Here is a 22,165-nt window from a genome sequence, read left to right on the forward strand (position 1 = left end):
GACACCCGAGCAGAACCGGATGTCGCGAGAAAAGCGCGATGCTACGCCATCTGCCCCTTCTGCAATGACTGAAAACGCCAATCCCTCCGACCGGCACGTGCTTCTGGAAGCGATGATCAATCATGTGCCGGATTTCATCTATGCCAAGGATCTGGAGGGTCGTTTTCTTTTCGCCAATCGCGCCATCGTTACGGAAAACGGCTTTAAGAGCGTCGAGGAACTGATCGGCCTTACCGATTACGATATTCACGGCGACGCGGCGCGGCGCGCCGGCATTCCCGATACCGAAGCGCGGGTGATGCGCACCGGAGAGCCTGATCTTGGCTACGAGGAACCCGCCATGCGCGGCGATATCGACCGTTGGCTGATGATGTCGCGTGTGCCGCTGAAGGATGAGAGCGGCAAGATCATCGGTGTGGTTGGCGCTTCCAGGGATATCACCCAGAAAAAGGCCTCGGAAAGACTGCTTCAGGCGCAGGCGCGTATCCTGGAAATGATCGTCGCGGCGGCGCGGATCGAAGATTTTCTCGAGGAATTCGTCAAGGCCATTGAAAACCTTGCCACCGGGCTTGCCTGTGCTGTCAGGGTGTTCGAGGCGGCGGCGGGAGAACCGTCCGTTTATGTCTCTCCGGCGCTGGTGTCGCATACGGGCCTGACGGCGCTCATTTCCACCGTCAGCGATGCCGGCAAGCTTACCCATCCGGCCGACAGCACTGCTTTCAGTTTCGATATTCCCGCCAGTGAGGGCAAGGCGCATGGCTTTGTCTGGTGCGTGCTGGCGGGCCGCCAGGCGGATGCGGCGCTGGTCGAATTCATCGGGGCTGCCGCCCGCATGGCGGGACTGGCGATCGACCGGAAACGTGCCGCCGCGCATATCGCTTTTCTCGCCGACCACGACATGCTCACCCGGCTACCCAATCGCCGTTTTCTCGATACGCGGCTACCGAAAATATTGGCGGTGGCGGCAAAGGCAAAACGGCAGGTCGGCATCGGTTTTCTTGATCTCGATAATTTCAAGCAGATCAATGATACGCTTGGTCATAGCGTCGGCGACGCGCTGCTTTCGAGAACGGCTGAGCGTATCGCGCACAGCCTCAGCCGAAACGATCTCGTGCTGCGGGTGGGCGGCGACGAATTCGTCGTCATTCTGGAAAAGCAGAAACTCGGTTTCGAAGACCGTCTGCAGCGCATTCAGGCGGCGGTCTCGCAGCCGCTGCGCATCGGCAATTACGATATCAAGGTCACCTGCAGCATCGGCATGGCGTTTTTTCCGGAACACGGGGAAACCACGGCGGAAATCGTCGCAGCCGCCGATCTTGCCATGTATGAGGCCAAACATAATGGCCGGGATGGCATTGCCACCTTCACGCCACGCATGGCGGACGATCTGAGAAAGAAGTTCACCCGCATCGAGGAGCTGCGCAAGGCGGTGGAGCGGGATGAGTTTGTTCTGCATTTCCAGCCGCAGGTTGACCTTCTCACCGGCCGTATCAGCGGGGTGGAGGCGCTGGTGCGCTGGCAGCACCCGGTGGAGGGTCTGCTGGCTCCATTGGAATTCATCGGTCTTGCGGAAGAAACCGGCCTCATCGTGGAGCTTGGGGAAAGCATTCTGAAAAAAGCCTGCCAGCAGGCGCAGGCTTGGATCGCGGCCGGCCTGTTGCCCATTAAAATGGCGGTCAATATTTCGCCCCGGCAGTTTCAGGGCGGGCTTGTGGAGCAGATCCAGTCGGCGCTGAAGGAAAGCGGTCTTTCGCCCTCGCTGCTCGAAATCGAAATCACCGAGACGCTTATCATCCAGGACGTCGAAACATCGGTGCGGATCATGCGCGCCATCAAGCAGATGGGCGTCAGCCTTGCGCTGGACGATTTCGGCATCGGTTATTCCTGTCTCGGCATGCTCAAGACCTTTCCTCTGTCCTGCATGAAGATAGACCGCTCGTTTCTTACGCACCTGCCGGAAAAAACCAAGGACAGCGCCATCGTTTCGATCATGATCCAGCTTGCCGGGTCTCTGGATATCGACGTCATTGCCGAGGGTGTGGAGACCGGCGAGCAGGCGGCGTTTCTGCGCGCGGCCGGCTGTCCCTACGGGCAGGGTTATTATTTCAGCCGCCCGGTTCAGGCGGACGTGATTGAAGACATGCTGGCGAAGATCACGACATTCCCGACAGGCCCTGCCAGCGATCTGCAATAAACCGGCTATGAAGGCTCTGTTTTGACGGGCCTGATGTGGGCGAGGCCGGAAGGGCTCCGGCAGTATTCCCGCGCCTTTTATTTCTATAACCCCCAACCTCCTTGTGATCGTACCGGGTCAAGATGACGTACATCCGTCCTTTGCGGCGCGGTGTATTTATATTTTATGATCAATGAAATTATTATAATCGATTATTTTTATTAAGTAATGAATGCCGTTATTTGAAAATATAAAATGATATTATTATATTTTAAAGTATTTATTTGTTGTAATTTTACTACTTAATATTGTTCTGTACTTTTATTGTATTTGTAATCTGCCGATTTGAATTGCGAGTCTCCTGCTATTTCTGTCATTTGCTGAATCAGCGCAGGGAAGCGGGCGGCAGGGAAAGACCAGCCCTCAGTTTTGCGCATTTGTTGAAAAATTTTTGACTGGAGATTACAAATGAACATCAAGAGCCTTCTTATCGGCTCCGCTGCAGCTCTCGCAGCAGTATCCGGCGCACAGGCCGCTGACGCTATCGTCGCTGCCGAGCCCGAGCCCATGGAATATGTTCGCGTCTGCGACGCTTTCGGCACCGGCTTCTTCTACATCCCCGGCACCGAAACCTGCCTGAAGTTCTCGGGTTACATCCGTTTCCAGACCAACGTGGGTCGCGATGCAGCCAGCCCGTCTGACTGGGATTCGACAACACGTGCCCAGTTCAACATCGACACCCGCACTGACACTGATCTCGGCGCTCTGCGTGGCTACATCGGCCTTCGTGGAAATGCTGACTCCGGCGTTGGCGGCGCGACTGCCGGTACGAGCGGTAACCTGGGTTCTGGCGTTTTCGTTGACCAGGCCTTCATTCAGCTTGGCGGCTTGACGGTTGGTAAGGTTTACAGCTGGTGGGACGAAGACCTTTCCGGCGAAACCGACGTGTTGTCTTCCAACGCCCTGTTCAACTCTCTCCGCTATGTCTACGATGCCGGTTCCTTCTGGGCAGGTGTTTCGGTCGACGAGCTCGAAGGCATTACTGTTTCGAGCTTCAACGAGCGTGACAACAATATCGGTGTTGCTCTCGGCGCAGGCGCAAAGCTCGACAGCGTAACTCTGCAGCTAATCGGCAGCTATGACACCGATCGTGAAAACGGTGCGGTACGCTTGATGGCGACTGCCGACGTTGGCCCGGGCACGCTTGGTCTGGCCGGTGTTTGGGCATCCGGCGCAAATGCTTATTACAATGTCTCCGAGTGGGCAGTTGCCGCAGAATACGCCATCAAGGCAACCGACAAGCTTAAGATCACCCCCGGCGCTCAGTTCTTCGGTGGTTACGGCCTCGCTTCCTGGGACGAATTCAAGGACGTCGATGCTTGGAAGGCCGGTGTGACGGTTGATTACAAGATCACCGATGGTTTCAACGCAAAGCTCACTGCAAACTACCTCGATGTCGACAACCAGCCTGAGGCTTGGACCGGATTCCTTCGTCTGCAGCGTTCGTTCTAATAACTCGCATAACCAAAAAGCCTAAACCGGGTTAGACAACTCAGATCCACCCCGTTTCCGAACGGGTGAGTCACTAGCTCCAGTCAAAGTTCCTGACATGATGTCAGGTTTGCTCCCCGGACCCCTCCAGGCCGGGGAGTTTTTGTTTCTGTACGAGGTTTCCGGCAATTCACTTCCGCTATCGGAAGAATGCCGGCCCATTACCCTCTTCTTGGTCAGTAACGCCCTGTTGCACGTGGGCCGCCGGCTCCGGTGGCCGGGGAGGGTGGACCGGTTCTTCAAAGGTCCGCAGCAGGCGGCCCCAACCCGGATCGTGCATATGCGCTTCAAGACCGGCGCGGGCGGCGAGGGCCAGTGCTTCTTCCTGGCCGAAGTTAATCGCTGCATCAACGTCGGTTGTCAGAACCCGGCCGTTTTCCATCAACATCCTGCCATCCACGAAGACGGTATCGACATCGCTGCCCAGCACCTGATGCACCAGCCGGTGCACCGGCATCCACATCGGCATCAGATGCGGTTTGCGCATGTCGATAATGACGACGTCGGCCTTTTTGCCGACTTCCAGCGAGCCGATCTCGTCTTCCATGCCAATGGCATGGGCAGCGTCGATGGTGATCATTTCGAATATCTTGCCCGGCGGCAGCAGGAAACGATCATGGTTGTGCAGCAGATGTTGAGTGAATTGCGCCAGACGCGCCGTCTGCAACATGTCGAAATGACGGCTGGGGGCCGCGCCGTCGGTGGTGATGGCAACACGAATGCCTTTCGACATCATTTCCATGATCGGTGTCGCCCGGCCGGGCGGTGCGTGGGTAACCCGAGTTCCGGTTTCCGCCAGAATGTCGATCTCGTCATGCGAGATGCCCCAGCAATGCTGGAGATGGATATCAGGGCCAAGCAGCGCGTTTTCCTTGTCCTGATACGCCATGCGGATCTGTCCGGCAAAGGCGTCCGAATGCAGCCTGACGCCGGTTTTTCGTGCCGTTTCGCGGATCCGGCGCGCTTGCATCCGGTCATTTTCCGTCAGTTTCACCGCCTGATCGGGTGTTGAGGCATTGGAGGGTTCCACTGACGGAACGATGGTGAAAGGTGTGAGGAAGACGCTGATGCGGCCATCCGCCGTGCCGTGCAGGGCATCGATGGTTGCCTCGCTGCCTTCGATCATCTCTTCGAAGCTGATATGGCGGCGCTCCGGCGAACCGCTCTCCCATCGGGTGACTGGATGCGGCCATGGCAGGCCGGATGGGCCGACACAGATGATTTCGCGAAGGCCGATTTCCTCATAGGCGCGTGCATGGTTGACGGCGAAGACGGGATCGTCGGCGCGCGGCATCGAGGTGATGATGCTGGCGCCGGTCGTCACGCCGGCGCGTAACCGCTCAATGCCGGAGACCAGGCCGTCGGCGTACCAGTAATCGCGGGTGACATAATGATAATAGGTCGGCGTCACCACCTTCATCCAAATGGCATTGGTATCGGCGGCAATGCTGCGGATCAGCGCATGCCCGGCATGGCCATGCGCATCGATCAGGCCGGGAATGATGAGTTTGCCCCGGCACTCGATGATCTGCTTGTCGGGGTGCCGTGCGGCGAGTTCCCCGGCCGTGCCGATGTCAACGATGCGATCATCCTGAATGGCAAGGCCGCCATCCTCGATAATCCGTCTTTCCCGATCCACGGTGACGATCGTGCCATGCAGCAGCAGATAATTTCCCATTCGCCTTCTCCCATATGTTTACAGTCGGTATCCAGAATTTCGCAATTTTGAATACGATAATTGTCAACAATATTATTGACAATAAGCCGCAGCAAAACAATACTCCGCTTGCTCAGCCGCCAGCCGGCTTTCCAACGACCTATAAAAAGGGGGGATCAAATGTCCCGAATTAGAAGTTTTGTCCTGGCCGCCATGGCCGCCGCCGCCATTGCCGCTCCCGCAAGTGCAGAGACCCTGCGCTGGGGTAGCCGCGCCGATCTTTATTCGCTCGATCCATATTCGGTGCCTTCCACCTCCAACCTCGCTTTCCTCAATCACATCTATGAAGGGCTTGTCCGTTACGGGCCGGACTTCAAGATCGAGCCGGCACTGGCGACGGAGTGGAAGCTCGTTGATGGAAAGACCTGGCGCTTCACCTTGCGCAAGGGTGTGAAGTTCCATGACGGCTCGGATTTCACCGCTGATGATGTGGTCGCTTCTTTCACGCGCGCTTCAGATGCCACCTCGCCATTGCGCGGCAATATTCCGGTTTTTGCCGGTGTGAAGAAGGTCGATGATTACACTGTTGATCTCGACGTCACCGCACCGACCTCGCTTTTCCTGAACGACATCACCAATATCTTCATTTTCAACGCCAAGTGGTTGAAAGATAACAATAGCGAGAAGCCGACCGACTTCGCCTCCAAGGTCGACGGTTATACGACGATGCACACCAATGGCACCGGGCCGTTCAAGCTCGAAAGCCGCGTGCCCGATAGCAAGACGGTTCTTGTTGCCAATGACGGCTGGTGGGATCAGAAAAAACACAATCTCGACCGTATCGAATTCGTACCGATCGCCTCTGCCGCGACACGTGTTGCAGCGCTGCTTTCCGGCGAAATCGACCTGATCGATTCCGCGCCGATCCAGGATCTGCCGCGGCTTGAATCCTCAGCCAATATCACGGTGAAGAAGCGCACCGAACTGCGCACGCTGTTCATCGGTTTCAACCGTCGTGAAAAGCTGGAAGACGGTAAGCCTAACCCGTTTAATGACCTGCGTGTGCGTCAGGCATTTGAGGCGTCGCTTGATCGCGATCTCATCAACAAGAAGGTCATGCGCGGCCTTGCAAGACCTTCAGGCTCGCTCATCGCGCCTGAAATCGCCGGTTATGCCAAGTCGCTCGATACCTATGAGCCTGCCGATCCGGCAAAAGCGCAGAAGCTGCTTGCCGATGCGGGCATGAAGAGCCTCGCTTTCACCTATACCTGCATGAATGATGAAAGCATCAATGAGGAAGATATCTGCTCCGGCGTTGCCAACATGCTGAAGCGCGGCGGTTTCCAGCCGACGATCGACATTGCACCGCGTTCCGTACAATCGCCCAAGCGCAATGGCGGCAAGGCCGATGTCTTCAACCTCAGCTGGGCGAACGAGCCGACGCTCGATGCCTTCTCGTTCCTGTCGCAGATCCTGTCGACCCGCAAGGGTGCGATGGGCGTCTCCAATTATGGCGGCTGGTCGAACCCCGAGATCGACAAGCTGGTCGATCAGGCAGCGCAGGAACAGGACAACACCAAACGCCTGGCGCTTGAAGAAGCCGCGTTGAAAATCGCCAAGGATGAAACCATGCTTGTCCCGCTGCATCAGCAGCCCATTGCATGGGCCATGCTCGGAAAGGTCAAGAGCGTCGATTTCCGTGCCGATAACAAGCCGCGTCACTGGCTGACACAGCTCGACAAATAATGCAGGACGCTGGAAGGGCGTCGGCCTGTCGCCGAACGTCTTTCCAGCCTTTCCGGCGCAGTTCGCCTCAGCCGTTGAAACCGTGATGCTCGCGGACAGGGACGGCCGAAATGCGATCCTCCGCCGGTGCAATTGTCGACAATGTGACGGGTTCAGGCGCGAGGCATCGTCGCATCGTTGCGAAAGCTCTACCCTGTCTCTGGAAGAGAATGGTCGAACCTGGCACGCCTTGTGGCGCGGGTTCGCATCCGAGAGGTAACCATGCTGGTTTTCATCATCAAGCGTTTGGGAAATGCCGTGCTCGTCATGCTTTCCGTCGCGCTTATCGCATTTCTGATTTTCCGGCTCGCGGGTGATCCCGTTGAGCTGATGGTCGGCGAACAGACCTCGCAGGAGGATCGGGCGGCCCTGCGTGAGCGCCTCGGCCTCAATGACAGCCTGCCGACGCAATATCTGCGGTTTGTGAAAGATGCGGCAGAGGGCAATTTTGGCGTTTCCTATCGCAACGGCCAGCAGGTGCTGCCGCTGATAGCGGAGAGGTTTCCGGCAACGCTGGAGCTTGTTCTTGTCGCCACTGTCCTTTCGCTGGTCGTCGGTCTGCCGCTTGGGGTGCTGACGGCAATCAGGCGCGGCAAGTGGTATACGGAGGGCCTGCAGTTCCTGTCGATCGTCGGCGTCTCCCTGCCAAGTTTCGTGGTCGGCATTCTGCTCATTCTCGTCTTTTCGGTGTCTCTCGGTTGGGCGCCGGCCTTCGGTCGCGGAGATGTGGTGCAGATCGGCTGGTGGTCCACCGGGTTGCTGACCTCATCAGGGCGTGCGGCCATCATTTTGCCGGCCATTGCGCTTTCGCTTTATCAAATCACGCTTGTCATGCGTCTGGTTCGCGCCGAGATGCTGGAAGTGTTGCGCTCCGATTTCGTGAAGTTTGCGCGGGCCCGTGGCATTCCCCGCTGGCGCATCTACTTCCGCCATGCGCTTCGCAACTGTCTCATGCCTGTCGTGACGCTGACGACGATGAATGTCGGCTCGCTCATCGCCTTTGCGCTGATCACGGAAACGGTGTTCCAGTGGCCAGGCATGGGCATGCTGTTCATACAGGCGGTGACGTTTCTCGATATTCCCGTCATGGCGGCCTATCTCTGCATCATTTCCTTCATCTTCGTTGTTCTCAACACGTTCGTCGACATTGCCTATGCGGTGATCGATCCGCGTCTGCGCACCGCGCGTTAACCGAAGGGAGCCGGTTTCATGACAGACCTTCCACAAATGGCAAAACCCGCCCGCCGGTCGCTTTTCAGCCGTATGCGCGACAGCGATCTCTACTGGTCCTTCAGCCACAGCAAATCGGCGAAGATCAGTGCGCTGGTCCTCTCGATCCTGATCCTCGCTGCCATATTCGCGCCGCTGATCGCGCCGCAAAACCCCTATGACGGCGCTTCACTGGACATGTGGAAGGCCGAGTTGCCGCCGGTGTGGCAGGAGGGCGGCGAATGGCCCTATCTGCTCGGCACCGATACGCAGGGGCGGGACATGCTCTCCGCCATTCTTTACGGCACCCGCATATCGATCGTGATTGGTGTCGCCTCCGTGGCGTTGTCGCTGGTCATCGGCATGACGGCCGGACTGGTCGCGGGTTATTTCGGCGGCTTTGCCGATAATCTCCTGATGCGGATCGGCGATATCACGCTCTCCATCCCGACAATTCTGGTGGCCATCCTCGTCTCGACAGTGGTGCGGCAGATGTTGCCGGACAGTCTGCGCGAGGTGGGGGCATCCGCCGTGCTCATTTTCGCCATCGCCCTTTCCGCCTGGGTGCAATATGCGCGCACCGTGCGCGCCCAGGCCATTGTCGAAACCGGCAAGGATTATGTGCAGGCGGCCAAACTCATCGGCGTTCCCGCCCGTCGCATCATGGCCAACCATATCCTGCCCAATACGCTCACACCGATCATGGTTGCCGCCACGCTCAATTTCGGCATGGCGATCCTCACCGAAGCGACGCTGTCCTTCCTCGGCATCGGCATGCCGCCCAGCCAGCCTTCGCTCGGAACGCTGATCCGTATCGGCAACCAGTTCCTGTTCTCGGGTTCGTGGTGGATCGTCTTGTTTCCCGTTTTCCAGCTCTGTCTACTCGTCGTCACCGTCAACCTTCTGGGTGACTGGCTGCGCGATGCGCTCAATCCGAAACTGAGGTGAGTTCCATGCACGATCTTCTGCTCCGCAACATCAGGCCCATGGCGGGCGATACCTGCGACATTCTGATCAGGCAGGGAAAGATAGCCGGTTTCGGAAAGTTCGAGGCCGAGCCGGGCATGCCGGTCGAGGAGGGGAATGGCGCGATTGCCGTTCCAGGCCTTATCGATGCCCATACCCATCTCGACAAGACGACATGGGGCATGCCCTGGCATGTCAATAATCGCGCCGCGATCCTGCGCCAGCGGATCGACTTTGAACGCGAAAACCGGACACAGATCGGCATCGATCCGCACCGCCAGTCCATGCGCCACGCCATCGGCCTTGCGGCGAACGGCGGCACCCATATTCGCAGCCACGTGGATATCGACCCGACCCATGGCCTCGCGCTTGTGGAGGGCATCTGGGAGACCCGCGAGAAACTGAAGGGCATCATCGACATCGAAGTCGTCGCCTTCCCGCAATCCGGCGTCATGGTCATGCCCGGCACCGTGGAGCTTCTGGATGAGGCCTTGAAACAGGGCTGCGAAGTGCTTGGCGGCATCGATCCCTGCGGCATTGACCGCGATCCGAAAGGCCAGCTGGATATTCTCTTTGCGCTTGCGGTCAAGCATGGCGTGCCGATCGACATCCATCTGCATGAGGCCGCCGATCTCGGCGCCTTCACCATGGAGCTGATCTTCGAGCGTATCCGGGCCAATGGCATGGAAGGCAAGGTTGCAATCAGCCATGCCTTTGCACTTGGCATGAATGATTACCTGCGGGTCGGCAAGCTGATCGAAGAGATTGCAAGGCTCGACGTAGCGATCCTGACGACCGGTGCGCCTTCGGCAAATGTGCCGTCGATCATGCGGCTGAAGGAAGCGGGTGTGCGTGTCGGCGGCGGTTGCGATGGCATTCGCGATACCTGGGGGCCATGGGGTCAGCCGGATATGCTCGACCGGGCGAAGATCATCGGCATGAAGAACGGCCTGCGCTCGGATATCGAGCTTGCCCATGTGCTGCATGTGGTTTCGCAGGGCGGAGCCGATGTCATGGGGCTCCATGATTATGGCCTGCGGCAAGGCTGCGCCGCGGATTTCACGCTGCTTACGGGCGAAACGCTTGCCCATGCCGTTGTCGATATCGCGCCCCGGCCTCTCGTCGTCAAAGGCGGCCGCGTTACCGCCAGAAACGGCAAAGCCATCGTGGAGGCGCCGTGATGAGTGCTGGTTTGCAATCTCTCGCACTTGGCGAACGTCCGTCGGGTCGCACGCTGCTCACCGCACGCTGGGTTGTCGGACACAAGGACGGATCACACCGGCTCTTGAAAAACGGCGAGGTGGTCTTTGAGAATGGTGAAATTCTGTTCGTCGGGCACGGTTTTCCCGGCGAGGTCGCCCGTCGCGTCGATTTCGGCAACGCCCTCATCAGCCCCGGCCTGATCGATCTCGACGCGCTTTCCGATCTCGATACGACGATCCTGGGGATCGATCACTACCCCGGCTGGGCCAAGGGCCGGGTCTGGCCGCGATCCTATGTCGAGGCTGGTCCTTACGAGATGTATTCCGAGGAGGAACTGGCCTTCCAGAAGCGTTTCGCTTTCGGCCAGCTGCTTCTCAACGGCATCACCACGGCAGCGCCCATCGCTTCCCTGTTCTACCGGCAATGGGGCGAAACCGTCGCCGAATTCGAGGCTGCGGCCGATGCTGCCGGCGAACTTGGCCTGCGCGTCTATCTCAGCCCCGCATACCGCTCCGGCGGCATGGTGCTGGAAGAGCCGGGACGCATGGTGCCTGTCTTTGACGAAGAGCGCGGCTTTCAGGGGCTGAAGGATGCGGTGTCCTTCATCGAAAAACAGAGCGGACGGCATGGTGATCTCGTGCGCGGCATGCTCGCGCCGGATCGGGTCGAGACATCGACACTCGCCCTGTTGCAAAGAACCGATGCGGCCGCTCGTGATCTTGGATGCAAGTTCCGTCTGCACATGGCGCAGGGCACGATGGAGGTCGATACCGTCCGCAGCCTTCATGGCTCCACGGCGCCCGTGTGGCTGGCCAAGGCCGGTCTCCTCAGCGACCGCCTTGTCGCGCCGCACGCCACCAATGCGACGGACGAAGATCTGACACTCTACGCTGAAAATGGCGTTTCCATCGTCCACTGTCCGCTGGTGTCGGCCAGAGGCGGCAGCAAGCTGTCGTCGTTTTCGTCGTGCCGGCAGCGTGGCATCAACGTCGCGATGGGCACGGACACGGCGCCGGCCGACATGCTGATGAACCTTCTGGTCGGGCTTATCACCTGCCGCATCAGTGATGGCGTGCCCGACAGGGTCCGTTCGGCCGATCTGTTCGACGCCGCCACGATCGGTGGCGCAAGGGCACTGGGCCGTGCCGATCTCGGACATCTCTCAAAGGGTGCCCGCGCCGATATCGCGGTCTTTGACCTCGATGATACCGTCATGGCGCCGAGCGTCGATCCCATCACGACCATCGTTACCGGCGGTTCGGGCAAGATCACGCGTGCGGTCTTCGTTGATGGCCGCCTGTCGATGCGCTCAAGGCAGGTCGCGAATATCGACATGGAGCAAGCTCGCTTTCAGGCGCAGGCACAGTTCGACGGGCTGATCGCGAAATATCCCGAACGAAGCTGGGCCAATCCGCCCGTTTCGGAAATTTTCCCCCCGAGCTACCCGGTGGAGGTTGACGCCAATGGATAACATGAACCAGTCGGTTATCGATGTTCGTAATCTGAAAGTCGAGTTTCCGGGACGCAGAGGCACGGTGACGGCCCTTTCGGATGTCAGCCTGTCGATCCGCCCCGGCGAAATCCTCGGTGTTGTCGGCGAATCCGGTGCCGGAAAATCCATGACCGGGCTTGCGATACAGGGCTTGCTGGAAAAACCTGGCCGCATCGCCGAGGGCGAGATATGGCTCGGGTCGCGCCGTATCGACAAGTTGGACGACAGGGCGATGGAAGGCATTCGCGGCCGCGAGATCGGTGCGATTTTCCAGGATCCGCTTACCTCGCTCAACCCGCTCTTTACGGTTGGCGCGCAGCTGGTCGAAACGATCCGCCAGCATCTGCCGCTCTCCAGGAAAGAAGCGCGGGGGCGGGCGGTTCAACTCCTGAAAGATGTCGGCATTCCGTCTCCGGAAGATCGCGTCGATCATTATCCGCACCAGTTCTCCGGCGGCATGCGCCAGCGTGTCGTCATCGCATTGGCGCTGGCAGCCTCGCCAAAGCTCATCATCGCCGACGAGCCGACCACGGCGCTTGACGTGTCGATCCAGGCGCAGATCATTTCGCTGCTGCGCAGGCTGTGCAAGGAGAAGCAGACGGCGGTCATGCTGGTCACGCATGATATGGGCGTCATCGCCGAAGCCGCCGATCGTGTTGCCGTGCTTTATGCCGGCAGGCTGATCGAGGTCGGGCCGGTCGAGCAGGTTCTGCATGCCCCGAAACATCCCTATACGCAGGGCCTGATGGCCTCCATCCCTTCGCTCGGCGCGCGGGTGGAGCGGCTCAACCAGATCGACGGGGCGATGCCGCGTCTTGATGCGATCCCGCCGGGCTGCGCCTTCAATCCGCGCTGTGGCTTTGCCGGCCCCCGCTGTCTTCGCGAGCGCCCGGAACTGGAAACGCAGGGCAACAGCGCAAGCGCCTGCTGGATGAATGCAGGAGGAACAGCATGAAAACCTCGGTGACAAAAACACCCGCACTGACGGTGAAGGGTCTGACCAAGACCTTCGATGTTTCCGCCCCGTGGCTCAACCGCGTCATCGAGCGCAAGCCCCGTCAGTTCGTGCAGGCCGTCAACGACATCGATTTCACGGTGCCAGCCGGTGGCTGTCTCAGCATTGTCGGCGAAAGCGGCTGCGGCAAGTCCACCGTCGCGCGGCTGGTGACGGGGCTGTTCCGTCCAAGCGCCGGTGACTTTCGTTTTGCCAAAGGGCGGAAGGATGCACCGCTTTCGGCGCAGATGATCTTTCAGGATCCCTATGCCTCGCTCAATCCGCGCTGGCGGGTGAAGAACATCATCGCAGAGCCGATCCGCGAGCTGAAACTGCGCGCCACCCGCGCAGAGACAATGGAGCGGGTGGAAGAACTGCTGCGAACGGTCGGCCTCTCTGCCTCCGACGGCGAGAAATTCCCGCACGAATTTTCCGGCGGCCAGCGCCAGCGTATTTCGATTGCCCGCGCCCTGGCAAGCGAGCCGGAGTTTCTGGTCTGTGACGAACCGACATCCGCGCTTGATGTATCGGTGCAGGCGCAGGTGCTGAACCTGATGCGGCGGCTGCAGGACGAGCTGGGGCTGACTTATCTGTTCATCAGCCATGATATGAGCGTGGTTCGCCACATGTCGGACCGTATCGCTGTGATGTATCTCGGTCGCATCGTGGAGGAGGGCGATACGGAGGAGCTGTTCGCCCGCCCGCGTCACCCCTATACGCAGCTTCTGCTGCAGACCATTCCCAATATCGAGGCCCCGCGCCGCGACCGGGAACTGGTGGCAGGCGAAGTCCCAAGCCCGCTCAGGCCGCCCTCGGGCTGCACCTTCCATCCGCGCTGCCCGCTTGCAACGGCGCGCTGTTCGGCGGAAGTGCCGCAGGTGCGCACGCTTGCCGGCGGCACACGCGTTGCATGTCATCTGGTGGAGGATGAAGAGGTGTTGACGCAGGAACGGGAGCGCGCCTGACCCGCAGGGTCAGGCGAGTGCCGCCCGCAGATCATGGGAAAGGTCGCGGATTTCGCTGAGGTCGAGTTCCGCTTCCACATGTTCGAGGTGATGGGTCATCAGATGCGTGGCCCTCGCCGGGTCGTTATTGGCGATCGCGTCGACAATTTCTGCATGTTCGTCGGGCCCGCAGTTAAAGCGGTCCGTGTTGCGGTAAACGGCAGTGATGAGGGAGGAACGCGAAATGAGGTCGCGCATGGTGGTGAACAGGAAATCGGAACCGACCGTTTCCGCAAGCAGCAGGTGGAAGCCGCCGGAAAGCTTGATGATGTCGGTGGTGATGTTGTGAGCGTTGGCCACGCGCTCCTTTTCGACATGGTCGCGAAGCCGCTTCAAAGCGGCCTTGGTGGTGGATTTGCAGAGCCGCTCAACGACGCATTGTTCTACCGTGCGGCGCACGAAGAACACGTCTCTCGCCTCTTCGACCGAGGGTTTGGAAACGAAGGCGCCGCGATTGGGAACGATGGTGACGAGACCGTCGCGCTCCAGCACGGAAAGCGCCTGGCGGATGCGCGCGCGGCTGACACCGAAAATCGTGGCGAGCTGTTCTTCTTTCAGCTGCACGCCCGGGCGAAGCCGTCGTTCAGCGATCGACAGCCAGACTTTCTCGACAATTTGCTGCGTGGACTGGCCGTTCTGTTCGGTCATCGGTTTCGCTCTCCATTGTGGGTAGAGAAGCGTGATGCGGTGGAAAAAGTCAACCGTTTCAACAGAGTTTTGGTTGCAAGATTGTCAACAATCTGAAATAATATTGTGTACCATAAACAGGGCAGTTGTCATGGAATTCGACTTCACCACGCTCGAGCCGCAGAGCCGTTACCGTCTGCTGACGAATTTTATCGGTCCCCGGCCGATTGCGCTCGTCACGACGCGTTCGGCTGCCGGCCACAACAATGCGGCGCCGATGAGCTTTTTCAACGTTTTCTCCCATGATCCGCCGATCGTCGTCCTCGGTATCCAGCCGCGGGTGACGGGTGAGGAGAAGGACACGATGGTCAATATTCGCCGCACCGGCGAATTCGTCATCAACATGGTGGACATGGCCCTGTCGGAACAGATGCTCGTCTGCGGCCTCGGCTTTGACAGCGAGGTGGACGAACTTTCCATGGCGCGGCTGACCGCGACCCCCTGCAACAAGATCGATGCAAGCTTTGCGGCGGAATCACCCTGCGCCTTTGAGTGCCGGGTGGAGCGCCTGATCGATTATCCGCGCCGCACGCTGGTTCTGGGTGAGGTCGTGCATATGCATGTGCACAAGGATTGCCTCGATGAAGAGGGGCGTTATGTCGATCCGGACCGCTACCAGCCGATCGCACGTCTTCACGCCGACAATTACATTACTTCGGACCGCCAGTTCGTCCTCAAGGCGCCAGCGATTACCGACTTCATCAAGCCAGATGGCGCGTGAAGGTCCTGAAAGGCTTACCCCGATGCATATTCGCCTGATCAACCCGAACTCTACGGCCTCGATGACGGCGCAGGCGCTCGACAGTGCCTTGCGCGTCAAACACACGGATACCAAGATTTCCGCTGCAAATCCCCTCGATACGCCCGTCAGTATCGAAGGTGGAGCGGATGAGGCGCTGGCCGTTCCGGGCCTGCTGCAGGAAATCCGCAAGGGTGAACAGCTGGGCGTTAACGCCTATGTCATCGCCTGCTTTGACGATCCGGGACTGCATGCGGCCCGCGAAGTCGCGCGCGGGCCGGTCATCGGCATCTGCCAGGCCGCCGTGCAGGTGGCCATGACGATCAGCCGCCGATTTTCCATCATCACCACCCTGCCGCGTTCGATCCCCATCATCGAGGACCTTGTCGGCAACTATGGGGCGGAGCGGCATTGCCGCAGGGTTCGTGCCATTAATCTGCCGGTGCTTGGTCTCGAAGAAGACCCTCTCGCCGCTGAAATGATGCTGATCCGCGAGATCGAAGCGGCCAAGAAGGAGGACGCGGCGGAAGCGATCATCCTTGGATGCGCCGGCATGTCGGCTCTGTGCGACAGGCTGCGCGAGGCAACCGGCGTGCCTGTTATCGATGGGGTTACAGCGGCGGTGAAACTGGCAGAGGCGCTGGTGGGGGCAGGTTACAGCACTTCGAAGGTCAATGCCTATGATTATCCGCGTATCAAGGAAGCCATGCTGGTTGCCTGAGCCGGGGGACGGCATACGGTTTCGGGCAATGTGGATGCCCGAAACCGCGCCATTTTCGACCTGAATTAGCGGGCGTGCTTCAATTGCAGGCGTGATACGCCGGCTGCGATGTTCACGCCAGTGCCAACCTCCGCGCTGATCGGCTGAAGCGCGAAATTCTTGGCATTGCCGCCGATCAGGGCGTTTGCGCCAATACCGATGCCGACAGAGGCTGCGGCGGAGGCGCCGACATATTCGCCGCCAAGCGCACCGTCGCCGATGCGGCTTGCCGCCGTGTTGAACACGATCCAGCTCATATAGGTCTTGCCCGTCACGCCGATATCGAGGCCGAGCTTGCCGATGGTGCCGGTGTAGCGCTCGGTCTTGCCGGAACGCTGGCGAAACTGGCAATCGACATTTTTGCTGGAGCCGATCACAAGTCCGACTCCGCCGGCGATTTCGCAGGACAGGGTACCGATACGTTCCTTCTGGACGGTTTCAGTCGCACGCTTCGAGTTATGCTTGGTTTCGGCTGAAGCGAGCGGGGCAAGTGCCAGGGTTGCGATGGCGGTTGCGAGAACGAACTTCTTCATTGTTTATCACTCCTGTTATTGTTGACGAGGTGGAGGCGCGGGGAGGCCGCGTCCAGCCTGATCGACGGCCGCTGGCGGATCGCCAGATCGGCGATGATGGGTCGCGATGCGAAACATTCGGCGATGATAACCGCCCGTTCGAAGGCAGAGAGTGTTTCAACTTCCCCTGTAAGGACGATGCACCCATCAGAGGAACTGACGGAGATGCAGCTGTTTTCCTGCCCGTCCGCATAGGCGATCAGTGCCTGCAAGGCGGCGCACAGGCTGATTTCCTGGGGATTGCAGCCCGGTGCCGTATCTGCGTTCCATGAAAGCATGATCGTGAAACCTCCCGCCTTGAACATTGACGGATCACTTCAGGGCTTTGGCGATGGCGTCTTTCGCCCGGCCAAGTTTCTCCTGTGCGTGGCCGGCCACTTTTTCGGCCTTGCCTTCCGCTTCAAGTCGCCCATTACCGGTGATTTTTCCGGTCGCTTCCTTGATGGTGCCCTTTGCCTGGCGGGCAATGCCTTCGATACGGTTTTTGTCCATGATGCACTCCTTCCATCGTTGGATCGTGCCGCTGCTGACAACGGCATGATGGGAAGGTAGTGCGGCGCAATGGCCTGAAGCAGAGCATTTTCTACTAGTTGAACTGGTATAAAGTGACCTATTTTCGCAAAAGCGGGCCGCTATTTTTCCCTGCGGCCGGAAAAGCCCCGTTCGCGTGCCCAGATAACCGCGGCGGTCCGGCGGTTCACGCCGATCTTGCCATAAAGCGACGCGATGTGATTGCGGATGGTGTGTTTGGAAAGATGAAGCCTGTCGCTCATTTCCCTGTCGCTGCACCCGTCACAGATCAGCGACAGGATTTCCTCCTCGCGATCCGTCAGGTCCTTCAGCGATGCCGACGGCGTCGCGCTGCGCGCGTTCTGGCGCAGTCCCGCCAGTCTTTCGACGACGGTTCTGCTGAACCATGAGGTATCGGTCATCACGCTTTCGATCGCTTCGATCAGTTCATTTTCCGAGCGTCTGCGCTCGGTCACGTCCTGTATCGCCCAGATGACACATTGCTGGTCATTGATCTCGGCGCGTTCGGCAGAAACGATGCATTCGGCCGTGCCGCCATCGCTCAGCTTCATACGCATATTTTCGTTGCGGATGGGGATGTTGTCCTTCAGCCGCTTCTCAATATCCCGGCGCGCCGCCACATCTTCCCAAAGTCGCAATTCGCCGGCGGTTTTTCCCACCACCTCCGGCTCCTTGCGGCCGCATAGCTGCAGGAAGGCGTCGTTGACTTCAGTCAGCACGAAATCGTCCAGCCGCGAAACGGCAGCGGGTGCGGGCGAAAGGCGGAAAGACTTGAAGAACCGTTCCTCGCTCTGGCGCAGCGCGTTCTGTGCCCTGCGACGCCCGTCAAGGTCGGCGAAGGTGAAGAGCATGCAGGGCTCTTCGGCAACCGCGATGGTTTCGCCGGCGACGATCACCAGCCTGTCGCCTCCCGGTATGGGGATGAGCGCCTCCCGCTGACGGATGATCCTGCCCTCATGCAGCCGCTTCAGCGCGTCCTCGCCGGTGTCGCATTCGGAAAACAGTCCAAGCTCCTCAACGCTCACGCCGATAATCTCCTCACGCGTGAAGCCGGTCATTTCAAGAAAGCCCTGATTGACGCGGATGAAACGTTCGTCTTCCAGCCGGCAGATCAAGCCCGGGGCAGGGTTGGCATTAAAGGCGCTTTCAAAGCGGGCTTCGGCCTCGAAACGGGGTGTCTCATCCCGGATGATGAGGACGAGAACATCGGGCCTGGCACCCGCATCCTCAAGAACGAGGCCACGTATCGTATGGACCCAGCACTCCTCCTCATTGCCGCTCGGCGACACTTCAACCGTCACGTCGTCGAAATCATCGCCGGCCAGAAGACGCTCAAGCGGGTATTGTCCCTCCTCGAGCAGATGGTTGTTGCGATAACGAAGCGTGAAATTGCGCCTGTAGGCCGCGGCATCCTCTCCGAGATCCGCAAGTGCCTCGATCCGGTGCATACGAAGTGCCGCCCTGTTTGCCCAGGCAATCGTTCCGTCGTTCTCTAACAGGATCAATCCGTCGCTCAGCCCGGCGATCAGATTCTGCAATACCAGCCGGTTGATCTTCGGAACCTCTGCGATCGCGTCCATGCTTCCCCCGATATCCTGATCCTTGACCCGATTATAACGCATGGTTGCGGCAAGTGTTGCAATGAGGTCCTGCCTGTGTTTCCGCGATCCGGCAGTCTCCTGTTGTTGCCGGATTTGCGACAAGGCGCGTCAGGCACTAGTGTCCGGTTGCGTGCTGTCGCGCGCAGCGACACGTGTCATGGGAGGACGCATGATCGACAAGCTGGAATTTTTCATCGCATTGGCGCGCGCGGAGCATTTCGGGCGGGCCGCGGAGGAATGCGGTATTTCTCAGCCCAGCCTCTCGGCGGCGATCCGGCAACTGGAGGATCAGCTGGGTGTCGTTCTGGTGGTGCGCGCCGCCCGTTATCAGGGGCTGACGCCGGAGGGCCAGCGTGTGCTGGAATGGGCGCGCCGCATCGTTGCCGATACGCGCACCATGCGCGAGGAAATGCGCGCCGCCCGCAAGGGTCTGACCGGCCATATCCGCCTTGCGGTCATTCCCACCGCGCTTGCGATGGTGCCGCGATTGACGGAACCGTTTCAGGCGCGCCATCCGGATGTTACCTTTTCCGTGACATCACGTACCTCGCTTCAGGTCTTGAGCCAGATCGAGAATCTCGAGATCGATGCGGGAATCAGCTATCTCGACAATGAGCCGCTGGGGCGTGTGACGACGGTACCGCTTTATTCGGAGCGATATCACCTGATTGCAGCGGCCGGAACGCCTTTGGCCGATCAGGAAAGCGTTACCTGGAGGCAGGTTGCCGGTCTTAGGCTATGCCTATTGACTTCGGACATGCAGAACCGCCGTATCATCAACAAGCACATGGCGGAAGCGGGTGTGGAGGTGAAGCCAACGCTCGAATCCAATTCGATGATCGTACTTTTTTCCCATATTCGAACCGGACAATGGGCTTCAATAATGCCGCGTAACATAGCGGAATCATTTGGTTTTCCAAAGCAGATAAAAATGATCCCGATCATCGAGCCCGATGCTGAGCATCTCGTGGGGTTGATTGCGACTTACCGCGAACCGCATACGCCGCTGGTTTCGGCGCTTCTTCATGAGGCGCGGCAGCGCGCTTCGGAGCTGGTTTTTGATAGGAAATCCCTATCGAGCGACGGAAACACCGTATTGACCTGATCCTGCCGCTCTCGCCATTCTCGCTGTCAATGCAGGGGCTGCGAAAGGGCTGAAAATGTCCCGCCCGCCATCCTTGCCCCTGTCGGTTTGGGAGGACTGGCTTATGAATATCCAGGCGGTTGCCGCAGATGAGGCGGCCCGTGTTTCCGCGGTTATTGACGACTTTCTTCACCTCGAAGGGCCGATGCTGCCCATCCTGCACGCAGTTCAGGAAGAATTCGGCTACGTTCCCGAAAGCGCCAAGCAGATCATCGCCTCTGCACTGAATGTGTCGCGGGCGGAGGTGCATGGTGTCGTAACCTTCTATCCCGATTTTCGTGATCATCCTTCCGGCCGACATGTCTTGAAGCTCTGTCGCGCCGAGGCTTGCCAGTCGATGGGTGGCGAGCCTCTGGCGGATACCATAAAGTCCCGGCTCGGCCTTGACTGGCACGAAACCGCCGCTGACGGCTCTGTCACGCTGGAACCGGTTTTCTGTCTCGGGCTTTGTGCGCAGGCGCCGGCCCTGATGCTGGACGGCGAAGTCCATGCCCGCCTTGACGAGGACTGTCTTGGCGACATTCTGACGGAGGCGCGCCGATGAGTGTCACCGTTTTTGTTCCCGGCGATTCCGCCGCGCTTGCCGTTGGCGCAAACCGCGTGGCCGACGCCATTGCCCGGGAAGCGGCCAGCCGTAATCTTGATGTGCATGTTGTCCGCAACGGTTCGCGCGGCATGCTCTGGCTCGAAGTGCTGGTCGAAGTGCGCACCGACCATGGCCGCATCGCCTACGGGCCGGTGAACGCCGGCGACGTCGCCTCGCTTTTCGATGCGGATTTTCTGACTGGCGGCGAGCATCATCTCTGTCTCGGGCCGACCAAGGACATCCCGTTCCTGAAAAGCCAGACGCGCCTGACATTTGCGCGCTGCGGCGTCACTGATCCATTGTCGCTGGAGGATTATCGCGCCTATCAGGGCATGAAAGGCCTCGAAAAAGCCGTCGCCATGGCGCCGCTCGACATTGTCGCCCAGGTGACCGAAAGCGGCCTGCGCGGACGCGGCGGCGCAGGTTTCCCCACGGGCATCAAATGGAAGACCGTTGCCGATGCGGTGGCCGACCAGAAATATATCGTCTGCAATGCGGACGAGGGCGATAGCGGCACCTTCGCCGACCGCATGATCATGGAAGGCGATCCCTTCGTGCTGATCGAAGGCATGGCGATTGCCGGCCTTGCCGTTGGTGCGACGAAGGGCTTCATCTATACGCGCTCGGAATATCCGCACGCGATCAAGGTCATGGAGCAGGCAATCGAAATCGCCCGGCGTGAAGGCATCATCGGCGCATCTGTCCTCGGTTCCGGGCGGGCCTTTGATCTCGAAGTGCGCATGGGTGCCGGCGCCTATGTCTGCGGCGAGGAAACATCACTTCTCAACAGCCTGGAAGGCAAGCGCGGCACCGTGCGTGCCAAACCGCCGCTACCCGCCCTGCAGGGCCTGTTCGGAAAACCCACCGTCGTCAACAATGTGATTTCGCTGGCATCCATTCCGGTCATCATGGATCTCGGTGCCGCTTTCTACCGCGATTTCGGCGTTGGCCGTTCGCATGGCACGATCCCCATCCAGCTTGCCGGAAACATCCGGCATGGGGGGCTTTACGAGACCGCCTTCGGCCTGCCGCTCGGCCAGCTGGTCAATGATATCGGTGGCGGCACGATCACCGGCCGTCCCGTCAAGGCGGTGCAGGTGGGCGGTCCGCTCGGCGCCTATTTCCCGGTTTCGCTGTTCGACACGCTCTTCGACTATGAAGCCTTTACGGCGGCTGGTGGCCTTATCGGGCATGCCGGTATCGTGGTGTTTGACGATACCGCCGACATGCTGCATCAGGCACGGTTCGCGCTGGAATTCTGCGCTGTCGAAAGCTGCGGCAAGTGCACGCCCTGTCGCATCGGCTCGACGCGCGGCGTCGAGACGGTTGACAGGATCGCGCTCGGAATCGAGCGGGAGAAGAACACCGCGCTCCTCGCTGACCTCTGCGAGACCATGAAATTCGGTTCGCTTTGTGCGCTTGGCGGCTTTACGCCCTATCCCGTCATGAGCGCGCTCCGGCATTTCCCTGATGATTTTGCCCCCATCCCACGTGTTGAAGCGGCGGAGTAA

20 protein-coding genes are annotated in these 22,165 nt (G+C 59.4%); 14 read left to right on the forward strand and 6 right to left on the reverse strand.

Features of this window, described 5'->3' with window-relative positions; translation table 11 throughout:
* Nucleotides 1–19: 19 nt before the first annotated feature.
* Entirely contained in the window at nucleotides 20–2,194 is a 2,175-nt protein-coding gene (locus tag PL640_RS19415; RefSeq protein ID WP_271363218.1) for a putative bifunctional diguanylate cyclase/phosphodiesterase, read from the forward strand.
* A gap of 447 nt (nucleotides 2,195–2,641) precedes the next feature.
* Nucleotides 2,642–3,685 carry a porin gene (locus PL640_RS19420; RefSeq protein WP_142841966.1) on the forward strand — a complete coding sequence of 348 codons (1,044 nt, stop codon included), beginning with the start codon at nucleotides 2,642–2,644 and terminating at the stop codon, nucleotides 3,683–3,685.
* Between the two features lie 178 nt (nucleotides 3,686–3,863).
* Here PL640_RS19420 and PL640_RS19425 read toward each other — a convergent pair whose 3' ends face one another.
* Nucleotides 3,864–5,402, reverse strand: coding sequence for an amidohydrolase family protein (locus PL640_RS19425; RefSeq protein WP_271363123.1), 1,539 nt, complete (start codon nucleotides 5,400–5,402; stop codon nucleotides 3,864–3,866).
* A gap of 159 nt (nucleotides 5,403–5,561) precedes the next feature.
* On the opposite strand from PL640_RS19425, the gene PL640_RS19430 reads away from it, so the two are divergent.
* The 7 genes from PL640_RS19430 to PL640_RS19460 all read left to right on the forward strand — a co-directional run bounded on the left by PL640_RS19430 (nucleotide 5,562) and on the right by PL640_RS19460 (nucleotide 13,995).
* Nucleotides 5,562–7,127: an ABC transporter substrate-binding protein gene (locus PL640_RS19430; protein ID WP_271363124.1), complete on the forward strand. Its 1,566-nt coding sequence runs from the start codon at nucleotides 5,562–5,564 to the stop codon at nucleotides 7,125–7,127.
* A 261-nt stretch (nucleotides 7,128–7,388) separates the two neighbouring features.
* Complete coding sequence (locus PL640_RS19435) at nucleotides 7,389–8,357, forward strand: ABC transporter permease (protein WP_046801232.1); 969 nt, start codon at nucleotides 7,389–7,391, stop codon at nucleotides 8,355–8,357.
* Between the two features lie 18 nt (nucleotides 8,358–8,375).
* Nucleotides 8,376–9,323: an ABC transporter permease gene (locus PL640_RS19440; protein WP_271363126.1), complete on the forward strand. Its 948-nt coding sequence runs from the start codon at nucleotides 8,376–8,378 to the stop codon at nucleotides 9,321–9,323.
* 5 nt (nucleotides 9,324–9,328) lie between these two features.
* A complete protein-coding gene (locus PL640_RS19445; RefSeq protein ID WP_271363127.1) occupies nucleotides 9,329–10,522 on the forward strand; it encodes an amidohydrolase family protein in 1,194 nt (397 codons plus the stop codon).
* Nucleotides 10,522–12,015, forward strand: a complete 1,494-nt coding sequence (locus tag PL640_RS19450) for an amidohydrolase family protein (protein WP_271363128.1) — start codon at nucleotides 10,522–10,524, stop codon at nucleotides 12,013–12,015. The genes PL640_RS19445 and PL640_RS19450 overlap by 1 nt, the downstream gene beginning before the upstream one ends.
* Nucleotides 12,008–12,991, forward strand: a complete 984-nt coding sequence (locus tag PL640_RS19455) for an ABC transporter ATP-binding protein (protein WP_142841972.1) — start codon at nucleotides 12,008–12,010, stop codon at nucleotides 12,989–12,991. The genes PL640_RS19450 and PL640_RS19455 overlap by 8 nt, the downstream gene beginning before the upstream one ends.
* A complete protein-coding gene (locus PL640_RS19460) occupies nucleotides 12,988–13,995 on the forward strand; it encodes an ABC transporter ATP-binding protein (protein WP_262517246.1) in 1,008 nt (335 codons plus the stop codon). Before PL640_RS19455 ends, PL640_RS19460 begins: the two co-directional genes overlap by 4 nt.
* Nucleotides 13,996–14,004: 9 nt before the next feature.
* Here the strand turns inward: PL640_RS19460 and PL640_RS19465 are convergent, their stop codons facing one another.
* Complete coding sequence (locus PL640_RS19465; protein WP_065116831.1) at nucleotides 14,005–14,682, reverse strand: GntR family transcriptional regulator; 678 nt, start codon at nucleotides 14,680–14,682, stop codon at nucleotides 14,005–14,007.
* Between the two features lie 130 nt (nucleotides 14,683–14,812).
* Between PL640_RS19465 and PL640_RS19470 the strand changes: the two genes are divergently transcribed.
* Nucleotides 14,813–15,442: a flavin reductase family protein gene (locus PL640_RS19470; RefSeq protein ID WP_110759564.1), complete on the forward strand. Its 630-nt coding sequence runs from the start codon at nucleotides 14,813–14,815 to the stop codon at nucleotides 15,440–15,442.
* A gap of 22 nt (nucleotides 15,443–15,464) precedes the next feature.
* Nucleotides 15,465–16,181, forward strand: a complete 717-nt coding sequence (locus tag PL640_RS19475; RefSeq protein WP_271363130.1) for an aspartate/glutamate racemase family protein — start codon at nucleotides 15,465–15,467, stop codon at nucleotides 16,179–16,181.
* Nucleotides 16,182–16,246: 65 nt separating this feature from the next.
* On the opposite strand, the gene PL640_RS19480 is transcribed toward PL640_RS19475, so the two are convergent.
* The 4 genes from PL640_RS19480 to PL640_RS19495 all read right to left on the reverse strand — a co-directional run bounded on the left by PL640_RS19480 (nucleotide 16,247) and on the right by PL640_RS19495 (nucleotide 18,903).
* Nucleotides 16,247–16,753: a DUF992 domain-containing protein gene (locus PL640_RS19480; RefSeq protein ID WP_271363131.1), complete on the reverse strand. Its 507-nt coding sequence runs from the start codon at nucleotides 16,751–16,753 to the stop codon at nucleotides 16,247–16,249.
* Nucleotides 16,750–17,097 (reverse strand): BON domain-containing protein, encoded by a 348-nt coding sequence (locus PL640_RS19485; RefSeq protein WP_271363132.1) that lies wholly within the window; start codon nucleotides 17,095–17,097, stop codon nucleotides 16,750–16,752. The genes PL640_RS19480 and PL640_RS19485 overlap by 4 nt, the downstream gene beginning before the upstream one ends.
* Nucleotides 17,098–17,104: 7 nt before the next feature.
* On the reverse strand, nucleotides 17,105–17,284 hold the full coding sequence (locus tag PL640_RS19490) for a CsbD family protein (RefSeq protein ID WP_271363133.1): 180 nt from the start codon (nucleotides 17,282–17,284) through the stop codon (nucleotides 17,105–17,107).
* 140 nt (nucleotides 17,285–17,424) lie between these two features.
* Nucleotides 17,425–18,903 carry a helix-turn-helix transcriptional regulator gene (locus PL640_RS19495; RefSeq protein WP_271363134.1) on the reverse strand — a complete coding sequence of 493 codons (1,479 nt, stop codon included), beginning with the start codon at nucleotides 18,901–18,903 and terminating at the stop codon, nucleotides 17,425–17,427.
* Nucleotides 18,904–19,093: 190 nt separating this feature from the next.
* Here PL640_RS19495 and PL640_RS19500 point away from each other — a divergent pair, with 190 nt between their 5' ends.
* The 3 genes from PL640_RS19500 to PL640_RS19510 all read left to right on the forward strand — a co-directional run bounded on the left by PL640_RS19500 (nucleotide 19,094) and on the right by PL640_RS19510 (nucleotide 22,165).
* Nucleotides 19,094–20,029, forward strand: coding sequence for a LysR family transcriptional regulator (locus PL640_RS19500; RefSeq protein WP_271363135.1), 936 nt, complete (start codon nucleotides 19,094–19,096; stop codon nucleotides 20,027–20,029).
* A gap of 103 nt (nucleotides 20,030–20,132) precedes the next feature.
* The gene (locus PL640_RS19505) at nucleotides 20,133–20,612 is read left to right on the forward strand and encodes a formate dehydrogenase subunit gamma (protein ID WP_271363136.1); all 480 of its coding nucleotides are present in this window, start codon (nucleotides 20,133–20,135) and stop codon (nucleotides 20,610–20,612) included.
* Nucleotides 20,609–22,165, forward strand: coding sequence for a formate dehydrogenase beta subunit (locus PL640_RS19510; RefSeq protein WP_271363137.1), 1,557 nt, complete (start codon nucleotides 20,609–20,611; stop codon nucleotides 22,163–22,165). The genes PL640_RS19505 and PL640_RS19510 overlap by 4 nt, the downstream gene beginning before the upstream one ends.

The sequence above is a fragment of the Agrobacterium sp. ST15.16.024 genome (assembly GCF_027956545.1).
Classification (GTDB): domain Bacteria; phylum Pseudomonadota; class Alphaproteobacteria; order Rhizobiales; family Rhizobiaceae; genus Agrobacterium; species Agrobacterium cucumeris.